This window comes from Dongia mobilis, from assembly GCF_004363235.1.
In the GTDB taxonomy this organism is placed as follows: Bacteria; Pseudomonadota; Alphaproteobacteria; order Dongiales; family Dongiaceae; genus Dongia; species Dongia mobilis.
In genome coordinates this window covers 84,116-100,839 of sequence record NZ_SNYW01000007.1, presented here as the reverse complement: position 1 = coordinate 100,839, position 16,724 = coordinate 84,116, and the positions used below count along the sequence as shown (strand labels likewise).

11 protein-coding genes are annotated in these 16,724 nt (G+C 63.1%); 8 read left to right on the top strand and 3 right to left on the bottom strand.

Annotated elements, in window-relative coordinates; translation table 11 throughout:
• Positions 1–96: 96 nt before the first annotated feature.
• Both A8950_RS06190 and A8950_RS06185 read left to right on the top strand, forming a co-directional pair.
• Positions 97–1,827 carry a SulP family inorganic anion transporter gene (locus A8950_RS06190; protein WP_133612771.1) on the top strand — a complete coding sequence of 577 codons (1,731 nt, stop codon included), beginning with the start codon at positions 97–99 and terminating at the stop codon, positions 1,825–1,827.
• Positions 1,828–1,894: 67 nt separating this feature from the next.
• On the top strand, positions 1,895–3,286 hold the full coding sequence (locus A8950_RS06185; RefSeq protein ID WP_208109765.1) for a DUF2252 domain-containing protein: 1,392 nt from the start codon (positions 1,895–1,897) through the stop codon (positions 3,284–3,286).
• Positions 3,287–3,300: 14 nt separating this feature from the next.
• Here A8950_RS06185 and A8950_RS06180 read toward each other — a convergent pair whose 3' ends face one another.
• A complete protein-coding gene (locus A8950_RS06180; protein ID WP_133612770.1) occupies positions 3,301–4,305 on the bottom strand; it encodes an Lnb N-terminal periplasmic domain-containing protein in 1,005 nt (334 codons plus the stop codon).
• Between the two features lie 118 nt (positions 4,306–4,423).
• Here A8950_RS06180 and A8950_RS06175 point away from each other — a divergent pair, with 118 nt between their 5' ends.
• From A8950_RS06175 to A8950_RS06155, 5 genes are all read left to right on the top strand, one after another.
• Positions 4,424–5,680, top strand: a complete 1,257-nt coding sequence (locus tag A8950_RS06175; RefSeq protein ID WP_133612769.1) for a hypothetical protein — start codon at positions 4,424–4,426, stop codon at positions 5,678–5,680.
• A 125-nt stretch (positions 5,681–5,805) separates the two neighbouring features.
• The gene (locus tag A8950_RS06170) at positions 5,806–7,995 is read left to right on the top strand and encodes a DUF3141 domain-containing protein (protein ID WP_133612768.1); all 2,190 of its coding nucleotides are present in this window, start codon (positions 5,806–5,808) and stop codon (positions 7,993–7,995) included.
• A 40-nt stretch (positions 7,996–8,035) separates the two neighbouring features.
• On the top strand, positions 8,036–8,992 hold the full coding sequence (locus tag A8950_RS06165) for a phosphate acetyltransferase (RefSeq protein ID WP_208109764.1): 957 nt from the start codon (positions 8,036–8,038) through the stop codon (positions 8,990–8,992).
• Positions 8,993–9,026: 34 nt separating this feature from the next.
• A complete protein-coding gene (gene fabI / locus A8950_RS06160) occupies positions 9,027–9,806 on the top strand; it encodes an enoyl-ACP reductase FabI (protein WP_133612767.1) in 780 nt (259 codons plus the stop codon).
• An 8-nt stretch (positions 9,807–9,814) separates the two neighbouring features.
• A complete protein-coding gene (locus tag A8950_RS06155) occupies positions 9,815–11,020 on the top strand; it encodes an acetate/propionate family kinase (protein WP_133612766.1) in 1,206 nt (401 codons plus the stop codon).
• Here the strand turns inward: A8950_RS06155 and ydiK are convergent.
• Positions 11,017–12,081 (bottom strand): AI-2E family transporter YdiK, encoded by a 1,065-nt coding sequence (gene ydiK / locus A8950_RS06150; protein WP_133612765.1) that lies wholly within the window; start codon positions 12,079–12,081, stop codon positions 11,017–11,019. The genes A8950_RS06155 and ydiK overlap by 4 nt on opposite strands.
• A 214-nt stretch (positions 12,082–12,295) precedes the next feature.
• On the opposite strand from ydiK, the gene A8950_RS06145 reads away from it, so the two are divergent.
• On the top strand, positions 12,296–14,476 hold the full coding sequence (locus A8950_RS06145) for a mechanosensitive ion channel family protein (protein WP_133612764.1): 2,181 nt from the start codon (positions 12,296–12,298) through the stop codon (positions 14,474–14,476).
• A 62-nt stretch (positions 14,477–14,538) separates the two neighbouring features.
• On the opposite strand, the gene A8950_RS06140 is transcribed toward A8950_RS06145, so the two are convergent.
• Complete coding sequence (locus A8950_RS06140) at positions 14,539–16,710, bottom strand: GAF domain-containing protein (protein WP_133612763.1); 2,172 nt, start codon at positions 16,708–16,710, stop codon at positions 14,539–14,541.
• Positions 16,711–16,724 lie beyond the last annotated feature (14 nt).

The window sequence follows — 16,724 nt, the reverse complement described above, 5'->3', positions numbered from 1 at the left end:
TGCCGTATGTTGTCCGCTCATGTCTGCCTGACCCATTTCCGCTGATCCAGGTCATTCCTTGCCATAGCCTCAGGGCCGAGCCGGGACTGGAGTCCGATGAACCTCATCACCGCCCTGGATCAGTTACCACTCTGGCGGCAAATCAAGGGATATCAGCCGGGCTGGTTGAGACTTGACCTGGCGGCCGGACTATCGATCGCCGCGGTCTCGCTGCCTTCGGCGATCGCCTACCCGGCAATCGCCCAGTTGCCTATCGAGACCGGACTCTTTGCCGCGGTTTTCGCGATGATCGGCTATGCGCTGACCGGCCCCTCGCGCCAGCTCATGGTCGGGCCTGATACCGCCACCTGTATCATGCTGGCCAGCGTGATCGGCGCCCTGGGTGCTACGGTAGCCGAGGACCGGGCGCTTTTCGCGCAGTCGCTCGCCATTCTGGTGGGCGTTGTCTGCCTTGGCGCCGGCCTGCTCCGTTTCGGCATGGTTGCCAATTTCCTGTCACGACCGATGCTGGTCGGGTTCCTGATCGGCATCTCGATCAGTCTGATCATCGGCCAGTTCACACGCCTGACCGGCGTGCCGATTGAAAGCCGCGGCCTGCTGCGGCCCATAATTGAACTCCTCGGCAAGTTCGAGCAGGTCCATATTCCCACGCTGATAATGGCTCTTTCCTCATTGCTCTTCATTCGTCTCGCACAGCGCCTGCTTCCCGGTTTGCCGGCCCCCCTTCTTGCAATTAGCCTTGCCATTGCTGCGTCGGCCGCCTTTGGACTGCAGGAGGCTGGAATTGCCGTCCTCGGCCAGTTGCCGGCAGTATCTTTCTCGATCAGCCTGCCGGCCTGGCACCACCTCGACCTGCTGCCCGATCTGGTCGGTGGTGCAATCGCGATCACGATCGTCGGCTTCGGGTCCGGAATCGTCACAGCCCGCAGCTTCGCCATGAAATCAAGGGTCGATGTCGACGCCAATCGCGAACTTATAGGATTCGGCGGCGCCAATATCAGCAGCGGCCTGTTTGGCGGCTTCCCCGTCACCGCGTCGGACTCGCGGACGGCAGTCAATTTCGCGATCGGCGGGAAAACACAGGTCGCGGCATTGGTCGCGGCGGGAGGCCTCGCCGCTGCCATCCTGTTCATCGGCGACCTTTTGGCCTTCCTGCCCACGGCTACCCTGGGTGCCATCCTGATCTCGGCTGCCATCGACCTCATCGACCTCAAGGAACTCAATGCAATTCGCCGCATCAACCAGACCGAGTTCGCATTCGCATTGGTCACGGTTTTCGGCGTCGTGATTGTCGGCGTCCTGCAGGGGGTGTTCCTGGCCATTGCCGTGACCCTGGCACAACTGCTGTGGACGGCGTCCTATCCCCGGACCGCCTTGCTCGGCCGCCTGCCGGGTCAAACCGGCCTCGTCAAGCTGCACAAGCATCCGGAGGCTGTACCGGTGCCGGGGATGGTTATCGTCATGGTGCAGTCGGCGATCCTCTTCTTCAACGCCGATTACCTCAAGCAGCGGCTGCAGAAGATTGCACTCGCACGCCGGGCAGAGACCTCGTGGTTTGTGATAGACGCTTCGGCCATCAACATGCTCGACAGCACCGCCGTCGCCAAGCTGGAGGAATTGCGCCTCATACTGGCTAACGCCGGCATCCGGCTCTGCTTCAGCGAACTGAACAGCCAGGCGCGTACCGCATTGCGGCGTGCCGGACTCGCCGATCGGTTGGGGCAGGATATGTTATTCGGCAGCACCGAAGCAGCCATCGATGCCTTCACGACCAAGACGCCGGCACGACGAGACCAAGCAGTGCCGGCCAGTGATTGGAAGGCTTAGGAAGGGGTCGCTGACGCCCTGGCTGCCGCCCGTTCTCCGACACGCTGAAAATATGGAGTAAGCAACTGTGCCAAACGAGTTTGATTTCGACACCCCAAAACCGAGCATTGCCGCGCGCATGGATGCCGGCAAAAACCTGCGCAAGAAGGTTTCGCGCAATGCCCAGGCGGAATTTGTCCTGCCGGTCAACCGGGTCGACCCCATCGACCTGCTGATTGCCCAAGGCAAGACCCGCATCGAGAACCTGGTGCCGGTGCGTCACGCCCGCATGCTGACGTCACCCTTCGCGTTTCTTCGCGGCGGCGCCGCGATCATGGCACAGGATCTCCGTACGTCGCTCAGTTCAGGAATCAGCGTTCAGATTTGTGGTGACATGCATGTCGCCAATTTTGGTGTTTTCGCATCGGCGGAACGTAACCTCGTTTTCGGAATCAACGATTTCGACGAAACCTTGCCAGGTCCCTGGGAGTGGGACCTGAAGCGCCTTGTCACGAGCATTGTCGTGGCAGGTCGCTTCCTTGGTGCCGACAAGGTAGTCTGCGAGGAAGCAACCCGTATTGCGGTCAAATCCTACCGCGAGCATATGCGCGATTTTGCCGAGATGGGCTATCTCCAGCTTTGGTACGAGAGAATTGACGATCGTCGCCTGCTTGATGCACTGCCGCCGCGCGTGCGCCGAATGGCTGAGGAGAACCTGATGGAACGGGCGCGCAAGCGGACGCATCTCCAGGTCCTCTCCAGCCAGACGGAACTGTTCGATGACAAGTGGCGCATTATCGAGGACCGGCCGCTGATCGTGCGCGAAACCAAAGACGGACGAGGCAATGACATCAAAGTTGCCCTTGGTCGCTTCTTCAAGGCGTACATGGAAACCCTGAGTGAAGATCGCCGCTGGCTGCTGTCGCGATATCGGATCGTGGACGTTGCCCGCAAGGTGGTGGGTGTCGGCAGCGTCGGAACCCGATGTTGGGTGGTGCTGATGGAAGGTGCGGATCGGGATGACCCGCTCTTCCTGCAAGCCAAGGAAGCCCAGCAATCGGTTCTGGCGCCGCACCTCCTGAAGTCAGCCTCGTATGACAATCAGGGCCATCGTGTGGTGATTGGTCAGCGCCTGATCCAGGGAGCGCCTGACATCCTGCTCGGCTGGGGTCGCACCAATGATGTCGATTTTTATGTTCGTCAGCTTCGCGACATGAAGGGCTCGGTCGAGTTTGATCCGGAGAACTGGGACCCGGAAAGGCTCAATTCCTATTGCATGGCTTGCGGCTGGGCGCTGGCGCTCGCCCACGCCAAGTCCGGCGACGCGGCGATGATCGCCGGCTATGTCGGGAAGAGCGAGGCACTTGACGAGGCACTGACCACATTTGCCGTCGCGGCAGCTGACCAGAACGAGAAGGATTTTGCCCTGATGCAGGCCGCCGCCCGCCAAAAACGCATCAAGGTGGCGAAGAGCTTCTGATGGCGGCAAGAGCCTCAGGGCGCGTCGAAACCTGGCCGGTCCCGCCTAATTTCCAGCGAGAAATTGGGCGATTGGTCGGCGGCGCGCGCGGCGGCATTGATATGAGCGCGCTGCTTGAGCTCGGCAAACGGCGGCTCGCCGGCAATGCGGCCGTTTGCAAAGGCATACTCGTCAGCCTTGCCGTTCAGCAGCAGGCGCCAGTCCCAGGGCAACGCGGCGTGCTCGGCCAAGGTGTGGATGCGAATGTTGGTCGTGCAATTGCTGGTCAGCGCATTGTAGAATTCGGCGCGCTCATGGAGCGCGTTGGCGCGCCGCAGATAGTCGAGGAAAATCCCCCGGGCGACATCAGGTGTCGCCGTGGTGCGATAAAGAAAAACTTCCTCGCCGGTCCGGTAATTGGTACGAAGCCGGATCACGTCACGCTCGTCAGCGATGACGTAGATCAGTTCGTACTGGCGAAAGAACCCGGCGACCGAAGAATAGGCCTCGCCCACTTCCTTGCGCGCTTCGGCCGAGATTGCGACCGGCGGCGCGCCCTGGAAGCGGAAACTCAGGATCGGATGGGCGATCCACTCCGAACCCCAATAGGTGATGAAGATGTCGATACCTTCGATCGCGGCAAGGTCGTAGGTGCGTTCTTCCCAGCGCGGCGTGAAGTCGGTCTCGGTCCGGTAATCGACATTGCGCAGATTATGAATCGTGACCCGGTCGCCGGCAATCTCCGCCCAGGCCGTTCGATCAAGATCGGGCTGCCACGCACGGTCGTTACTTGGCTTGAGACTGAGCCACCAGCCGAGCACGGCCACGAAGACAACCAGGCAACCAATCGATTTCCCGCGCCAACCACGCAGCAGGATGAGCAAGCCAACGTTGACGGCGACATAGGCCAGGGCTGCCGGAATCCGGAGATCGGGGATCGGGATGTCGAAGTGAAGGGCCGCGGTGGCCCAGGCCATGGCACCGGCAAGGGTCAGCCAACCGAGCGAGATAAATGCCCAGCGAATGACGCGACGGGCCATCAGGAAATTCCTCTGCAAGGACGGATCGAGTCTTCCGCGTGTCGAACCGCGGGTATCATGTCGCGCTTCGCGCCCGCAATCAAATGTTGCCATTTCAGGAAAGCCGAGGAGTAGGGAAATGATCAATCCGCGACAACTTGCTGGCTTCGTGGTGGCGCCGGTCCTGGCCGCCTTCGCGCTTACAGTTCCATCCGCACTGGGTAACGAATTCGAACTCGGCGGCAACACAACGGCGAGCCAGGTGCTGCCGGCCAACGTGATTGCCGGACGGCACTATCGCATTGCCGACAAGGTGGTCAGTGACGGCTTGCTCTATACCTACACGGTCGAATCAGAGTTCGGCACATTCCGGCCGACGGGAAACTATGCGCTACAGAAGATCCTGACCGAGATCCAGGTTATCGCCGCCCTCCAGGAAATCAGCCGCACCGAGGCTTTCGCCGATTCCGTACTCCATGCGGCAAAGTCGCCGCTGCGCTTTGGTGCCAGCATGATTACCGATCCGGTCGACACGGTGACCGGGATACCACGCGGCTTGTTCTCGATCTTCGAGAACGTGGCCGAAAGCGCGACCAGCGATGCCAATCCCAGCGAGGATGCCCGTATCAAGCAGGCCCTCATGGTATCGTCCTGGAAGCGCGAGTATTGCGCCGAAATGGGTTGCGACGTCTATTCCAGCAACAAGGTCCTGCAGGAAGAACTCAATCGCATCGGCTGGGCGGCTGCAATCGGCGGCCTAGCGGTCTCGGGCGCCACAACTGCTGCGTCGGGTGGCGCCGTGATGGCTTTCAGCCTGGTCCGCACCTCCGACCAGTTGAACGAAGCCCTGCGATCCGAACCGCCGTCGCGCCTGCGCATCATCAACGAGGGGAAATTGCATGGCCTTGGCGTGCCAGACGAACTGGCACAGAAGTTCCTGGACCATCCAGCCTACACGCCCCGGCACGCGACCCTCATCGTCTCGGCCCTGGAAGCGCTGCAAGGCGTCAAGGGAATCGAGCGGTACCTGGAACTCTGCCTGCGCGCCCAGGACGAGGTCGGGGCGAATTTCTATCAGAACAGCGCCGAGATCCTGCGCGGCTATCACCTCAGCGCTGCGCGCTTGGTCGAGTTGATGCCATTGCTGGGCATCGCGGCGGCCAGCGCCGAGAACGGCCGTATCGTAATCTCGCTGGCCTGGGACAATGGCGTCTATGATCCCGCCATTGCCCAGCGCATCGATTATGGCCGGCAGGAATTCGAGAAGGCCGGCTTCCGGCAGGGTTTCGACATCTGGACGACCGGGACCGCGAGCCCAAGGCTGAAGGCAGAGCTGGCCAAGCGCGGATTCGCCCTCACCGATTTCGTCGGCCGAAAGGTGCCCATCACGCAGTAAAATTGGGAAATGAAGCCTGACATTCCGTGAAGCTTGCGTGAAATCTCCGGCGACTGATCCAGATCAATATCGCACTGCACAAAAGTGACTTAGGATAAGCAATTCTCGAAACCCGGAGGTGGCCAATGTCTGCACCGGAATCAGGCGGCTCGTTCTTTCCGCTCAACACGATCCAGGCCTTCAATGATTACTGTCTGGATGCTTGGGAACGCTCGATCCTCACCCTCGACGTGCTGCATGAGCGCGGTATCAATTTCGAAGCGCGCCGCCGCGAGGAAGCGCCATCCGTTCTGACCTTTGCCGCCGAGACGGTCGTGGATGGGCGCAATCTGGCGCGTCCCGTCAACTACGCACTGATGCGCATCGTGCCGCCGCCCGGCACCGAAATCGAACCCCGCAAGCGGCCCTTCGTCGTGTTCGACCCGCGCGCCGGGCATGGTCCCGGCATCGGGGGCATGAAGCACGACAGCGAGATCGGCGTCGCGCTCAAGGCGAGACATCCCTGCTATTTCGTGGGGTTCCTGCCAGAACCGGTACCCGGTCAAACCATCGCCGATGTCTGCGCCGCCGAGGCACATTTCCTGGAACAGGTGATCGCGCGCCACCCGGAGGCGGACGGCAAGCCGGCCCTGATCGGCAATTGCCAGGCCGGCTGGCAGATCATGATGACGGCGGCGATAAGACCGGACCTGCCCGGCCCTATCCTCCTCGCCGGCTCGCCGCTATCCTATTGGGCGGGGCATCGCGGCAAGGCGCCCATGCGCTATCTCGGCGGGCTGCTCGGCGGGACCTGGCTGACCGCCCTGACCGGCGATCTCGGCAACGGCATTTTCGATGGCGCCAATCTGGTCGCCAATTTCGAATCGCTGCATCCGGCCAATACCCTGTGGAAAAAGCCCTACGATCTCTATTCCAAGGTCGATACCGAGGCCGAACGCTTCCTGGAGTTCGAGAAGTGGTGGGGCAGCCCGGTTCTTCTCAATGCCGGCGAGATGCAGTCGATCGCCGATGAGCTTTTCGTCGGCAACAGGCTGACGGCTGGGGAGATCGAGACGCCCGATGGGGTGCGCGTCGACCTGCGCCAAATCCAGTCGCCCATCGTCGTGTTCTGTTCCTGGGGGGACGACATCACGCCGCCGCCGCAGGCCCTGCAGTGGGTTCTGGACCTCTATGGCAGCGAGCAGGAGATTGTCGCCGGCGGTCAGACCATCATCTATTGCCTGCATCAGAGCATCGGACATCTCGGCATCTTTGTTTCCGGCAAGGTCGCCACCCGCGAGCATGGCGAGTTCGCCCAATCAATGGATCTGATCGACGTGACACCGCCGGGCCTCTACGAGGCGGTGATCTCCGGCATCGACGAGAACGCGGCTAATCCGGACCTCATCGCCGGGGACTATCTGTTCCAACTGGAGCGCCGCAGCTTCGACGACCTGCGGCAGATCTGCCAGCCGAACCCGGTGGACGAGCGCTGCTTTGAGGCAGCGGCCCATGTCTCGCGCGCCAATTTGGCTCTCTACAGGACCATGATGGCGCCCGTCGTCCGTCCGTTCGCCAACGAGCATGTCGCCAGAGTGGCGCGCGAGCTGCATCCCAACAGGCAGCGCTTCAGCGCCTTCTCCGACCGCAATCCGCTGATGGCGCCGGTCGCCGCCATGGCGGAAGCAGTGCGTCGGGACCGTCACCAGGCGACGGTCGACAATCCATTCAGCGCATTGGAAAGGCATGTCTCCGCCTCGATCGTGCAGGGCATGGAGGCCTGGACGATTTGGCGCGACGCCGCACAGGAAGCCGGCTTCTTTGCCATCTATGGGTCGCCGGTGGTGCAGGCCCTCGCCGGCGTCGATGCCGCTTCGGACGGTGCCGGTCGCCGACGCTACAACCGCGATCTCGCCAGCGAGCTGCGCCAACAGCACATGGCCCGGGACCTCGCCACGCGGATCGGAACTGGCGGACTGATCGAAGCCGGGCTGCGCGCCATGATCTATGTCCGCATGGCGGAAGGCTGCATCGACGAACGGGCCTTTGCCGCCCTCAAGAAGATTGCGGCCGAGCGCGGCGGGCCGGTGATGTCGCTCTCCCGCTTCAAGGATGTGCTGCGCGAGCAGTACCTGATCCTGCTCTATCACGAACGCGAGGCAATTGCCGCCATGCCGCAGTTGCTGCCGGCGGAAAGCGGCCAACGGGCGGCGCTGCTGGATCTGGTGCGCCGGGTGGTAACGGCGCGCGGTGCGCTGCCGGATGAGAGCAGCCGGCGGCTGGCGGAAATCGAGCAGATTTTCGGTTTTCCGCCGAAAAAGCGTGACGCCGCCTGACGCGCCTGACCGATAGACCTGAAATAACCGGATTTGAGGCATGATTCCCCAGCGCATCGAACGACCGCACGACAAATACGAAAAGCTTCTTGCCGCCGCGCGCGGGATGGGCGTCATGCCGACGGCTGTGGTCCACCCCTGCGACCCGGTATCATTGGAATCGGCTTTGGCAGCGGCTGAAAGCAACCTGATCGCGCCGGTTCTGGTCGGACCCGAGGCGAAAATCCGTGCCACTGCCGACAAGGCCGGTTGCGATATCGCCGGATTGCCGCTGGTCGATGCGGCGCACAGCCATGACGCGGCTGCAAGGGCCGTGGCATTGGTACGCGAGGGCAGCGTGCAGGCCCTGATGAAGGGCAGCCTGCACACCGACGAACTGATGGGCGCGGTGGTCGCGCGCGACACCGGTATCCGCACGGCGAGGCGCATCAGCCATTGCTTCGTCATGGATATCCCGGGTTACGACCAGGCGTTGATCATCACCGATGCGGCAGTGAACATCGCGCCCAGCCTCGAGGAGAAGGTCGACATTGTCCAGAATGCGATCGATCTCGCCCGTGCCCTGCAATTCGATGAAGTGCGGGTTGCCATCCTGAGCGCCATGGAGACGGTAAACCCCAAGGTCGGCTCCACCATCGAAGCTGCTGCGCTTTGCAAGATGGCAGATCGCGGCCAGATCACCGGAGCGGTTCTGGATGGACCACTCGCCCTCGACAACGCAATCAACGAGGAAGCGGCGCGGATCAAGGGAATCCATTCGCCGGTCGCCGGTCGCGCCAATGTCCTGGTCGTGCCCGATCTCGAGGCCGGCAATATGCTGGCCAAGAGCCTATCCTTCCTGGCGGGCGCCGATGCCGCCGGCATCGTGCTGGGCGCCAGGGTCCCGATCATCCTGACCAGCCGCGCCGATTCGCTGCTGACCCGGCTTGCCTCCTGCGCCGTTGCCGTCCTGCTGGCAGAAGCCCGGCGCAAGGATGCGGCAAAGGCCATTATCTGACCATGCCGGCTTTGTCCGTCGTCGAGGAGTTTGCATGACTGATCAGATTCGTCCCGTTCTTTCCGGCATGAAGGCCCTTGTGGTCGGCATCGCCAACGAGCATTCGATCGCCTATGGCTGCGCCAGCGCCTTTCGCCGCGCCGGTGCCGACCTCGCGATCACCTGGCTCAACGACAAGGCGCGCCCGCATGTCGAACCCCTGACAACGGAACTGGGCGCCGAGCTCACGGCACCGCTCGATGTCTCGGTACACGGCCAGCTTGAGGCCGTTTTCGATCGCATTGGCGAATCCTGGGGACGGCTGGATATCCTGGTCCATTCGATCGCCTTCGCTCCGAAAGTGGATCTTGCCGGCGGTCTCCTCAACTGCTCGGCCGAAGGGTTTGCCAAGGCGATGGATATCTCCTGTCACTCCTTCGTGCGCATGGCGCGGCTGGCGGCACCCCTGATGAAGGAGGGCGGGTCGATGTTCGCGATGAGCTATTACGGCGCCAACCGGGTGGTGTCAAACTACAACGTCATGGGTCCGGTGAAGGCCGCGCTCGAAGCCGCCTGCCGGTACCTAGCCTATGAGCTGGGGCCGCAGGGAATTCGCGTGCACGCGATTTCGCCTGGGCCGCTCAAGACGCGCGCCGCATCTGGCCTCAAGGACTTCGATCTGCTGCTCAGCAAAGCCGCCGAGTCCGCGCCACTCGGTGAACTCGTCGACATCATGGATGTCGGCTATACCTGTGCCTATCTGGCAACGCCTTTCGCGAAACGCGTGACCGGCAGCACCGTCTATGTCGACGGTGGCGCCAACATCGTGGCGTGAGCGCCGGCATGCAGCAAAGCGGGCCGGATTGCCTTGCCGTCATCAACGCCGGGTCGTCCAGCATCAAGTTCGCGCTCTACGATGCAGCCGGCAGGGACCGTCGGTTGCACGGCCAGGTGGAAGGCATCGGCACCAACCCGCATCTCGCCTGGGTCATGGGTGACAGCGGTGAGCGGTTCGAGCGGCGCTGGGCCGCCGATGAACTCGACCATGACAGTGCGACGCGCGAGGTCTTCGCCGCCGCCGCCACGATGCCCGGCGTCCGCCTCTCCGCGGTCGGCCATCGCGTGGTCCATGGCGGCATCTTCCATTGCGGACCGGTGCGGGTCGATGATCGCGTCCTGGCCGACCTTGCCGGCCTGATACCGCTGGCGCCGCTGCATCAGCCGCACAACCTTGCCCCGATCAAGGCCATCGCCGCACGCTATCCAGACCTGCCGCAGGTCGCCTGCTTCGATACCGCCTTTCATCAGACCCAGCCGGCAATCGCGCAAACCTTCGCGCTGCCGCGGGCATATTTCGCCAAGGGTATCCGGCGCTATGGCTTCCATGGGCATTCCTATGCCTACATTGCCCAGCGCCTGCATCAGGTTGCGCCCGGTCTGGCACGTGGCCGGGTGATCGTCGCCCACCTCGGCAACGGCGCCAGCCTCTGCGCCATGCGGGATGGTCACTCGGTTGCCAGCACCATGGGCTTCACCGCGGTCGACGGCCTGATGATGGGAACACGCTGCGGCGCCATTGACCCCGGTGTCATCCTGTACCTGATGGATGAGGAGGGCCTCGACAGCCGCACTGTCGCCGACCTCCTCTATCGTCGGTCGGGCCTGCTTGGCATTTCCGGCATATCATCGGACATGCGTACGCTGCGCGCATCATCCGCGCCGGAGGCGGCCGAGGCAGTCGCGCTGTTCGAATACCGGGTCGTCCGAGAAATCGGTTCTTTGGCCGCAACCCTGGGCGGCGTCGACGCGATCGTTTTCACTGCCGGCATCGGCGAAAACGATTCGGCGACCCGAGCCGCCGTCATGGCGGGTTGCGCATGGCTTGGGGTTGTCGCCGACGCCGGGCGCAACTCGAACGCCGGCAAGGAAACCGGCGGTCGCATTACAGCCGACGGCTCGGCGGTCGCTGGCCTCGTGATCCCGACTGACGAGGAAGGCATGATCGCCCGCCACACGGCGGACGTGCTCGGCACCGCTGCCAAGGCTTAGTCGAGGCGTCTGCCGGCCGAGGTTCGGCCCTCGGCGACCCAGGCGCCGAGCAGTGTATAGGCGACCGCCAGCACGGTCGGTCCGAGAAAGATGCCGATAAGGCCGAATGCCACCAAGCCGCCAACCACACCCACCAGAATCAGCAGAATCGGCAAATCGACACCGCGGCGAATAAGGACCGGGCGCAGGATATTGTCCGAGCCGATCGCCGCCAGGCTGATAACCAGGGCAACGGTACCCATGGCGGCCTCGCCCTGGCTGAACAACCAGATGACGACCGGAACCAGCACCAGCCCCGGGCCCAGCTGTGCGATACACAGCATGAACATGATGGCAATGAGGATGGCGGCATAGGGAACGGAAGCCAGCAGCAATGCCAATGCGCCGATGGCAGACTGGATGAACGCGGTCACCACGACGCCCAGCGCCACGCCGCGAATGGCCTGCGCCGCCAGGATCGCGGATTGGCGGCCACGCTCGTCGGCCAGCCGCACGGCGAAGGCGATCACGGCAGCTGCAGCTTTTTCGCCGTTGAGGTAGAAGATCGCCGAAATGGCGATGGTCAGCAGGAATTGCAGAACGACCGCGCCAAAGCCGCCCACGGCACCGATGAACCATTCCGTCAACATGCCGGCATAGGGCCGCAGCTTCTGCAGCAATTCGCGGCTCCCCGCCTGAGTGACGCTGTCCCAGGCCCGGGACAGGGAATCGCCCACCAACGGAATGCCGGAGAGCCAATCCGGCGGGGCCGGCAGCGTGGCCGAAGAAGCGGATTCCGCCCAGTCCAGCACCTGCCCCGCATTGGCAGCAATTGTTCCTATGGCGAGGGAAAAGGGCAGGACAAAGACCAGCAGCAGGGCGAGCGTCATGGCCAGAGTGGCAAGGGCACGGCTTCCCCACAACCGGTCCTCAGTACGCCGCAGAATTGGCCAGGTGGCAATCACCAGGGTCGTCGCCCAGACGATGGCGGGCAAAAAAGGCCTCAGGATCCAGACCGACACACCAATCAATGCGCCGATGAAAAGGACTGACAGGATGAGGCGGGTAAGGTCGTTACGCAAGCTGGCTGACCTCCAAGGCGGCAGGCGCTCAATCTAGGGCGATCAATCTAGAATGCGCTGCGCAATCCCGACAGCAGCCGGGCGCAAGTTACTGTAGAATACATGGGATCGGCGCGGGTAGTAAGAGACAGATGGAAAAAGTCGCCCTAGAGTTGCCCTCGTGCTGCAACTGGCGGCTGCCACCGAAGCCTGCAGTGGGATGGGGTGATCGGCGATGAAAATCGGGGTCTTTAATTTGCGCACCTTGCGCGGGCTTGCCCGTTGCCGCAGGCAATTGATTGCCGGTTTCGGCATCCTGTTCCTGGTCCTTGCCACGCCATCCATTGCCCAGGAGGCAATGCCGGAAAAGGTGCAGGAATTGCTGCGCCTCATGGATGATCCCGCCGTGCGTGAATGGGTCGCGCAGCAGACCGGCGAGACTGGAGTCCAGCCGGCCTCACCGACGTCTGCCGGCATGATGCAGAATCCTGCCCATTTTATGGACCAGCGCCTGCGCGAAATTCGCCAGCATATCGACGGGATCATCGCGGCCGTACCGAACGTCTCGGGTGAAATGATGCGGCTCCGCGACCGCCTGATCCTGGAGATGGCGGATCACGGTGTTCTTGAGACAATCGCGCTGATCTTCGCCTTTCTCGGCCTTGGCCTGGTGGTCGAACTCGTCTATTGGCGCGCCACGCGCGGGGCGCAGACCTGGATTGTTGGAGTTGATCTCGAAAGCTCGACCGAACGGCTGCGGGCGGCGGGGGTTCGGCTGGCGTTTTCGGTAGGTGTTGTCCTCTCCTTCGCCATCGGCAGCGTCGGCGCCTTTCTGGCCTTCGATTGGCCGGCCCTCCTGCGCGAAATCGTGCTTGCCTACCTCGTGGCGTTCCTGGTGACACGGTTGGCCCTGGCCATCGCCCGCTTCGCCCTGGCTCCGGGCGGTGAACGCTTTCGCCTGGTACCTATGCCGACACCGGCAGCGTGGTTCTGGTATCGCCGGATCGGCGTTGCCGTGGCATGGCTCTGCATTGCCTGGGTTACCGTGGCACTGCTGCAGGCGATGGACGTCATGCCGCCGGTACGCAAGCTGATCGCCTATGCCTTGGGCCTCGTCCTGCTGGCAATTGGCCTGGAGGCCGTCTGGCGGCGGCCGGGTCCCGCTTCCAGCGCCGACGGCGACCGTGGCGGTGAACGTCGCAGGCTGAAAAACGCGCTGGTGTCGGTCTATTTCGCAGTGCTTTGGCTGCTCTGGGTCGCCAGCGCAATGCCGCTCTTCTCCCTCGCGGTGGTTGTCGTTGCGTTGCCGTCGGCAATTCGGCTCGTGCGGCGCTCAGTCAATCACATCTTGCGGCCGGGCGATGGCTCACTCCCGGCCCAGATGCGCGGCCTGGCCGAAGTCAGCCTGGATCGCGGCCTGCGCGCCGTGCTGATCATTGCGGCGGCACTTCTTCTGGCGCGGGCCTGGGATATCGATTTGGTCGCCATGACCATGCAGGATACGCTCGCAACCCGGATTCTTCGGGGCATTCTCTCCGCAATCGTCATCATCCTGATAGCCGAATTCCTTTGGCACGCCCTGCGCGCCATGATCGATTCCCAGCTGCAGTCTGGCGCCAACCACGAGGCCGCTCAGGCGGGCGATGAGACCTCGCGTCGCCGCGCGCGCCTCCGCACCCTGTTGCCGATCCTGCGCAACGTCCTTTTCATCGTCATTCTGGTGATCGCCGTTCTGATGGTGCTCTCCAGCCTCGGCATCGAGATCGGGCCGCTGATCGCCGGCGCCGGCGTTGTCGGTGTCGCGGTGGGCTTCGGCGCACAGACCCTGGTCAAGGACGTAATCAGCGGCATGTTCTACCTGCTCGACGACGCCTTCCGGGTTGGCGAGTACATCCAGAGCGGCTCCTACAAGGGTACGGTGGAATCCTTCAGCCTGCGTTCGGTCAAGCTGCGCCATCATCGCGGTCCGCTCTACACGGTGCCCTTCGGGGAACTTGGTGCCGTGCAGAACATGAGCCGCGACTGGGTAATCGACAAGCTGACCATCGGCATCACCTATGACAGCGATCTCGACAAGGCCCGCAAGCTGATCAAGGAAGTAGGCAAGGAACTGGCGGCGGATCCGGAGTTTGCACCGCATATCCTCGAGCCGATGAAGATGCAGGGGGTCGAGCAATTCGGCGACTTCGCCATCCAGATTCGCGTCAAGATGATGACCAAGCCGGGCGAACAGTTCACCATCCGCAGAAAGGCTCTGGCCATGATCCGCAAGGCCTTCAATGAGAACGGCATCCACTTCGCCTTCCCGACGGTGCAGGTTGCCGGCGGCGGCGGCAGCGGCGATGCAGCAGTGGTGGCCGCGGCAAAACAGGCGGTTGACCACGCCACCCCCGGGTTGTCAGTTGACGGTCACTGAAGAAACGCCATGAGCCTATCGGCAAGCAAGGAAGTCAGCGGATCAAGGTCGGCGAGTCGGCGCTAATCGCCGCTGCCGCCCCGGCTTGTATACCACAACAGGTGCTCCAGCAATTCGGCCGACCGCGCCACCGATGATTGGACGCTGTCCAGCATTTCCGGAACACGGTCCAGATCAAGCCCGTCGGTGATCTCCAGGGCGGCTATCTGGGCGTTGCCAACCAGAGATGACATCAGGTTCCTATAGATCAGGTCGACGCGCGTATCGAGCGGCTGCGACATGTTTCGATGCCGCTCGATGGTCTCCTGCTGGAACCGCCGCCGCGCGGCCTCGGCCGCCTTGCGCTCGGTCAGGTCGGCAAAGAGGAACACAAAACCGAGCACCCGGTCTGCTGCCGCAAAGACCGGATCGGCGCGGACCATGAGCGCACGCGGCTGCCCGCCACGCGCATTGAGCAGCAGCTCGGTACGCCAGCTGCGCCGCTGCGTCAGCAGTTCTCGCAGATCCTGTCGCACCTTCGAGGGTTCGGCAAAGTACGGCGCCAGATCCTCGATCGTATCGAAATGCGGATGGGCCGACTGTAGCAGCCGGTCGAAGGCCTCGTTGGCGACCAGGATGCGGCCGGCACCGTCGGCGACGATCACCGGATGCTCCGACTGGCGCACCTGCTGGCTGACCTGGGCCAGTTGCTCCTGCACGATCAGCGTTCGCACCGAGCGGAACTGCAGCACGACATCAGAGAGAATCTCGCCAACCTGGCGGCCAACCGAATAGTCCGACTGGCTCCACGGTTCCGATGTTCCTTCGACCAGCTGATGCCACTGCGCGAACGAGCGACGCGGCGACAGATCCGCCGGATCGTCACCGACCACCATCGGCTTGAAGGGATTGCCGCCCCAGGTAACCGTCCGCACCTGTTCGGGTCGAAACCAGAGCAGATACTCGCCTGGCGAGTTGGAAAGCGGCACCGCCAGCAGGCCGCTTGCCACCGCCTGGATTTCCTCGAACTCTGGATTCTCGGCACCGAGCGAGGCAGTCGCAAACACGCCGGCGCGCGGCTGCTGGTCCAGCCACCGCCCCATCTCGCGCAGGTGAGACGTGCCGGGCACGTCGCCGGCCGCCCGCACCTGGCCTTCGAAAAGCAGCGCCGCTCCGCTGGCCCCGAGGGGTTCGAGCAGGGATTGCGGCTGGTCGAACAATGCACCCTGCCAGTCGCCATCGTCGGCAATGGCCTTGACCAGCCGCTGCTCGATCCGGCGGACGGAAAGCGTGGCCTGCGCCTGGACGAAGCCCTCGAGTGCGGCGATGCGGGTACTGATGGCCTCCGCGAGCACCTCGCACACGCCGCGCGCCTCGTAGTGGATCAGCCGCGGTGAGTAGTGATGACAGGAGATCAAGCCCCAAAGCCGGCCACCAACCACGAGCGAAGCAACCAGCGTCGCCGCAACGCCCATGTTCTTGAGATACTGCACATGGATCGGCGACATGCTGCGCAGGAAGCAGTAGGACATGTCCAGGTCCTGGCCGGTCATCGGCGAATGCCGGGGTGTCAGCGGCACCGGCGCATAGTTGATGTCGCCAATCAAGCGCACGCGATTGCGCTCGTAGAGCCGGCGCGCGATCTGTGGAATGTCCGATGCCGGATAGCGGTTGCCCAGAAAGGCCTCGAGATCGGGCCGGCGGCGCTCGGAAAACACCTCGCCATGGCCTACCTCGTCGAAACGGTAGACCATGACGCGATCATAGCCCGTATAGGCGCGAAAGATCTCCGCCGCCTCCTCGGCCAGTGACTGCAGCGTCGCCGCGCTTAGAATCGCCCGCAACGCACCTTCGATCTGGTGCGTCACGTCCACTTTCGGCCCGGCGCGCTCCAACTCGATGATTACCCCACCCCCAACAGGCCGGTGCAGCAGGGCGTCGAACTCGACCGCCGGCTCGCCGATGCGGCAGCGCACCGCCGTTGCAATGGTCTGCAGGGTCACACCGAGATGCGTTCGGATACGACTGGCAAGATCGCCCTTGATCTGGCTGAGCTGCAGGCCCAGCAGGGATTCGGCGAGGCCGAGGAATTCGGCAGCATTGGCGCTGACCTGCACGATCTCCAGGTCCGGCTCGCGCACCAGAAGAAGCGCACCATGCGGCTGGATCGACCCGGCAAGGTGGATCTGCTCCCGTTCGCAGTTGGAGAGGTTCGCTTGCCCGAAGGCGGGATTGAGGAGGGTTGAGGCGACCAAATCCGCAATCCCGT

What these genes read in the sequence shown, in the direction of transcription:
- fabI (WP_133612767.1), top strand. Translation starts at nt 9,027, where the DNA reads ATGACTGATCAGATTCGTCCCGTTCTTTCCGGCATGAAGGCCCTTGTG.
- A8950_RS06190 (WP_133612771.1), top strand. Translation starts at nt 97, where the DNA reads ATGAACCTCATCACCGCCCTGGATCAGTTACCACTCTGGCGGCAAATC.
- A8950_RS06155 (WP_133612766.1), top strand. Translation starts at nt 9,815, where the DNA reads ATGCAGCAAAGCGGGCCGGATTGCCTTGCCGTCATCAACGCCGGGTCG.
- A8950_RS06175 (WP_133612769.1), top strand. Translation starts at nt 4,424, where the DNA reads ATGATCAATCCGCGACAACTTGCTGGCTTCGTGGTGGCGCCGGTCCTG.
- A8950_RS06170 (WP_133612768.1), top strand. Translation starts at nt 5,806, where the DNA reads ATGTCTGCACCGGAATCAGGCGGCTCGTTCTTTCCGCTCAACACGATC.
- A8950_RS06165 (WP_208109764.1), top strand. Translation starts at nt 8,036, where the DNA reads ATGATTCCCCAGCGCATCGAACGACCGCACGACAAATACGAAAAGCTT.
- A8950_RS06145 (WP_133612764.1), top strand. Translation starts at nt 12,296, where the DNA reads ATGAAAATCGGGGTCTTTAATTTGCGCACCTTGCGCGGGCTTGCCCGT.
- A8950_RS06180 (WP_133612770.1), bottom strand. Translation starts at nt 4,305, where the DNA reads ATGGCCCGTCGCGTCATTCGCTGGGCATTTATCTCGCTCGGTTGGCTG.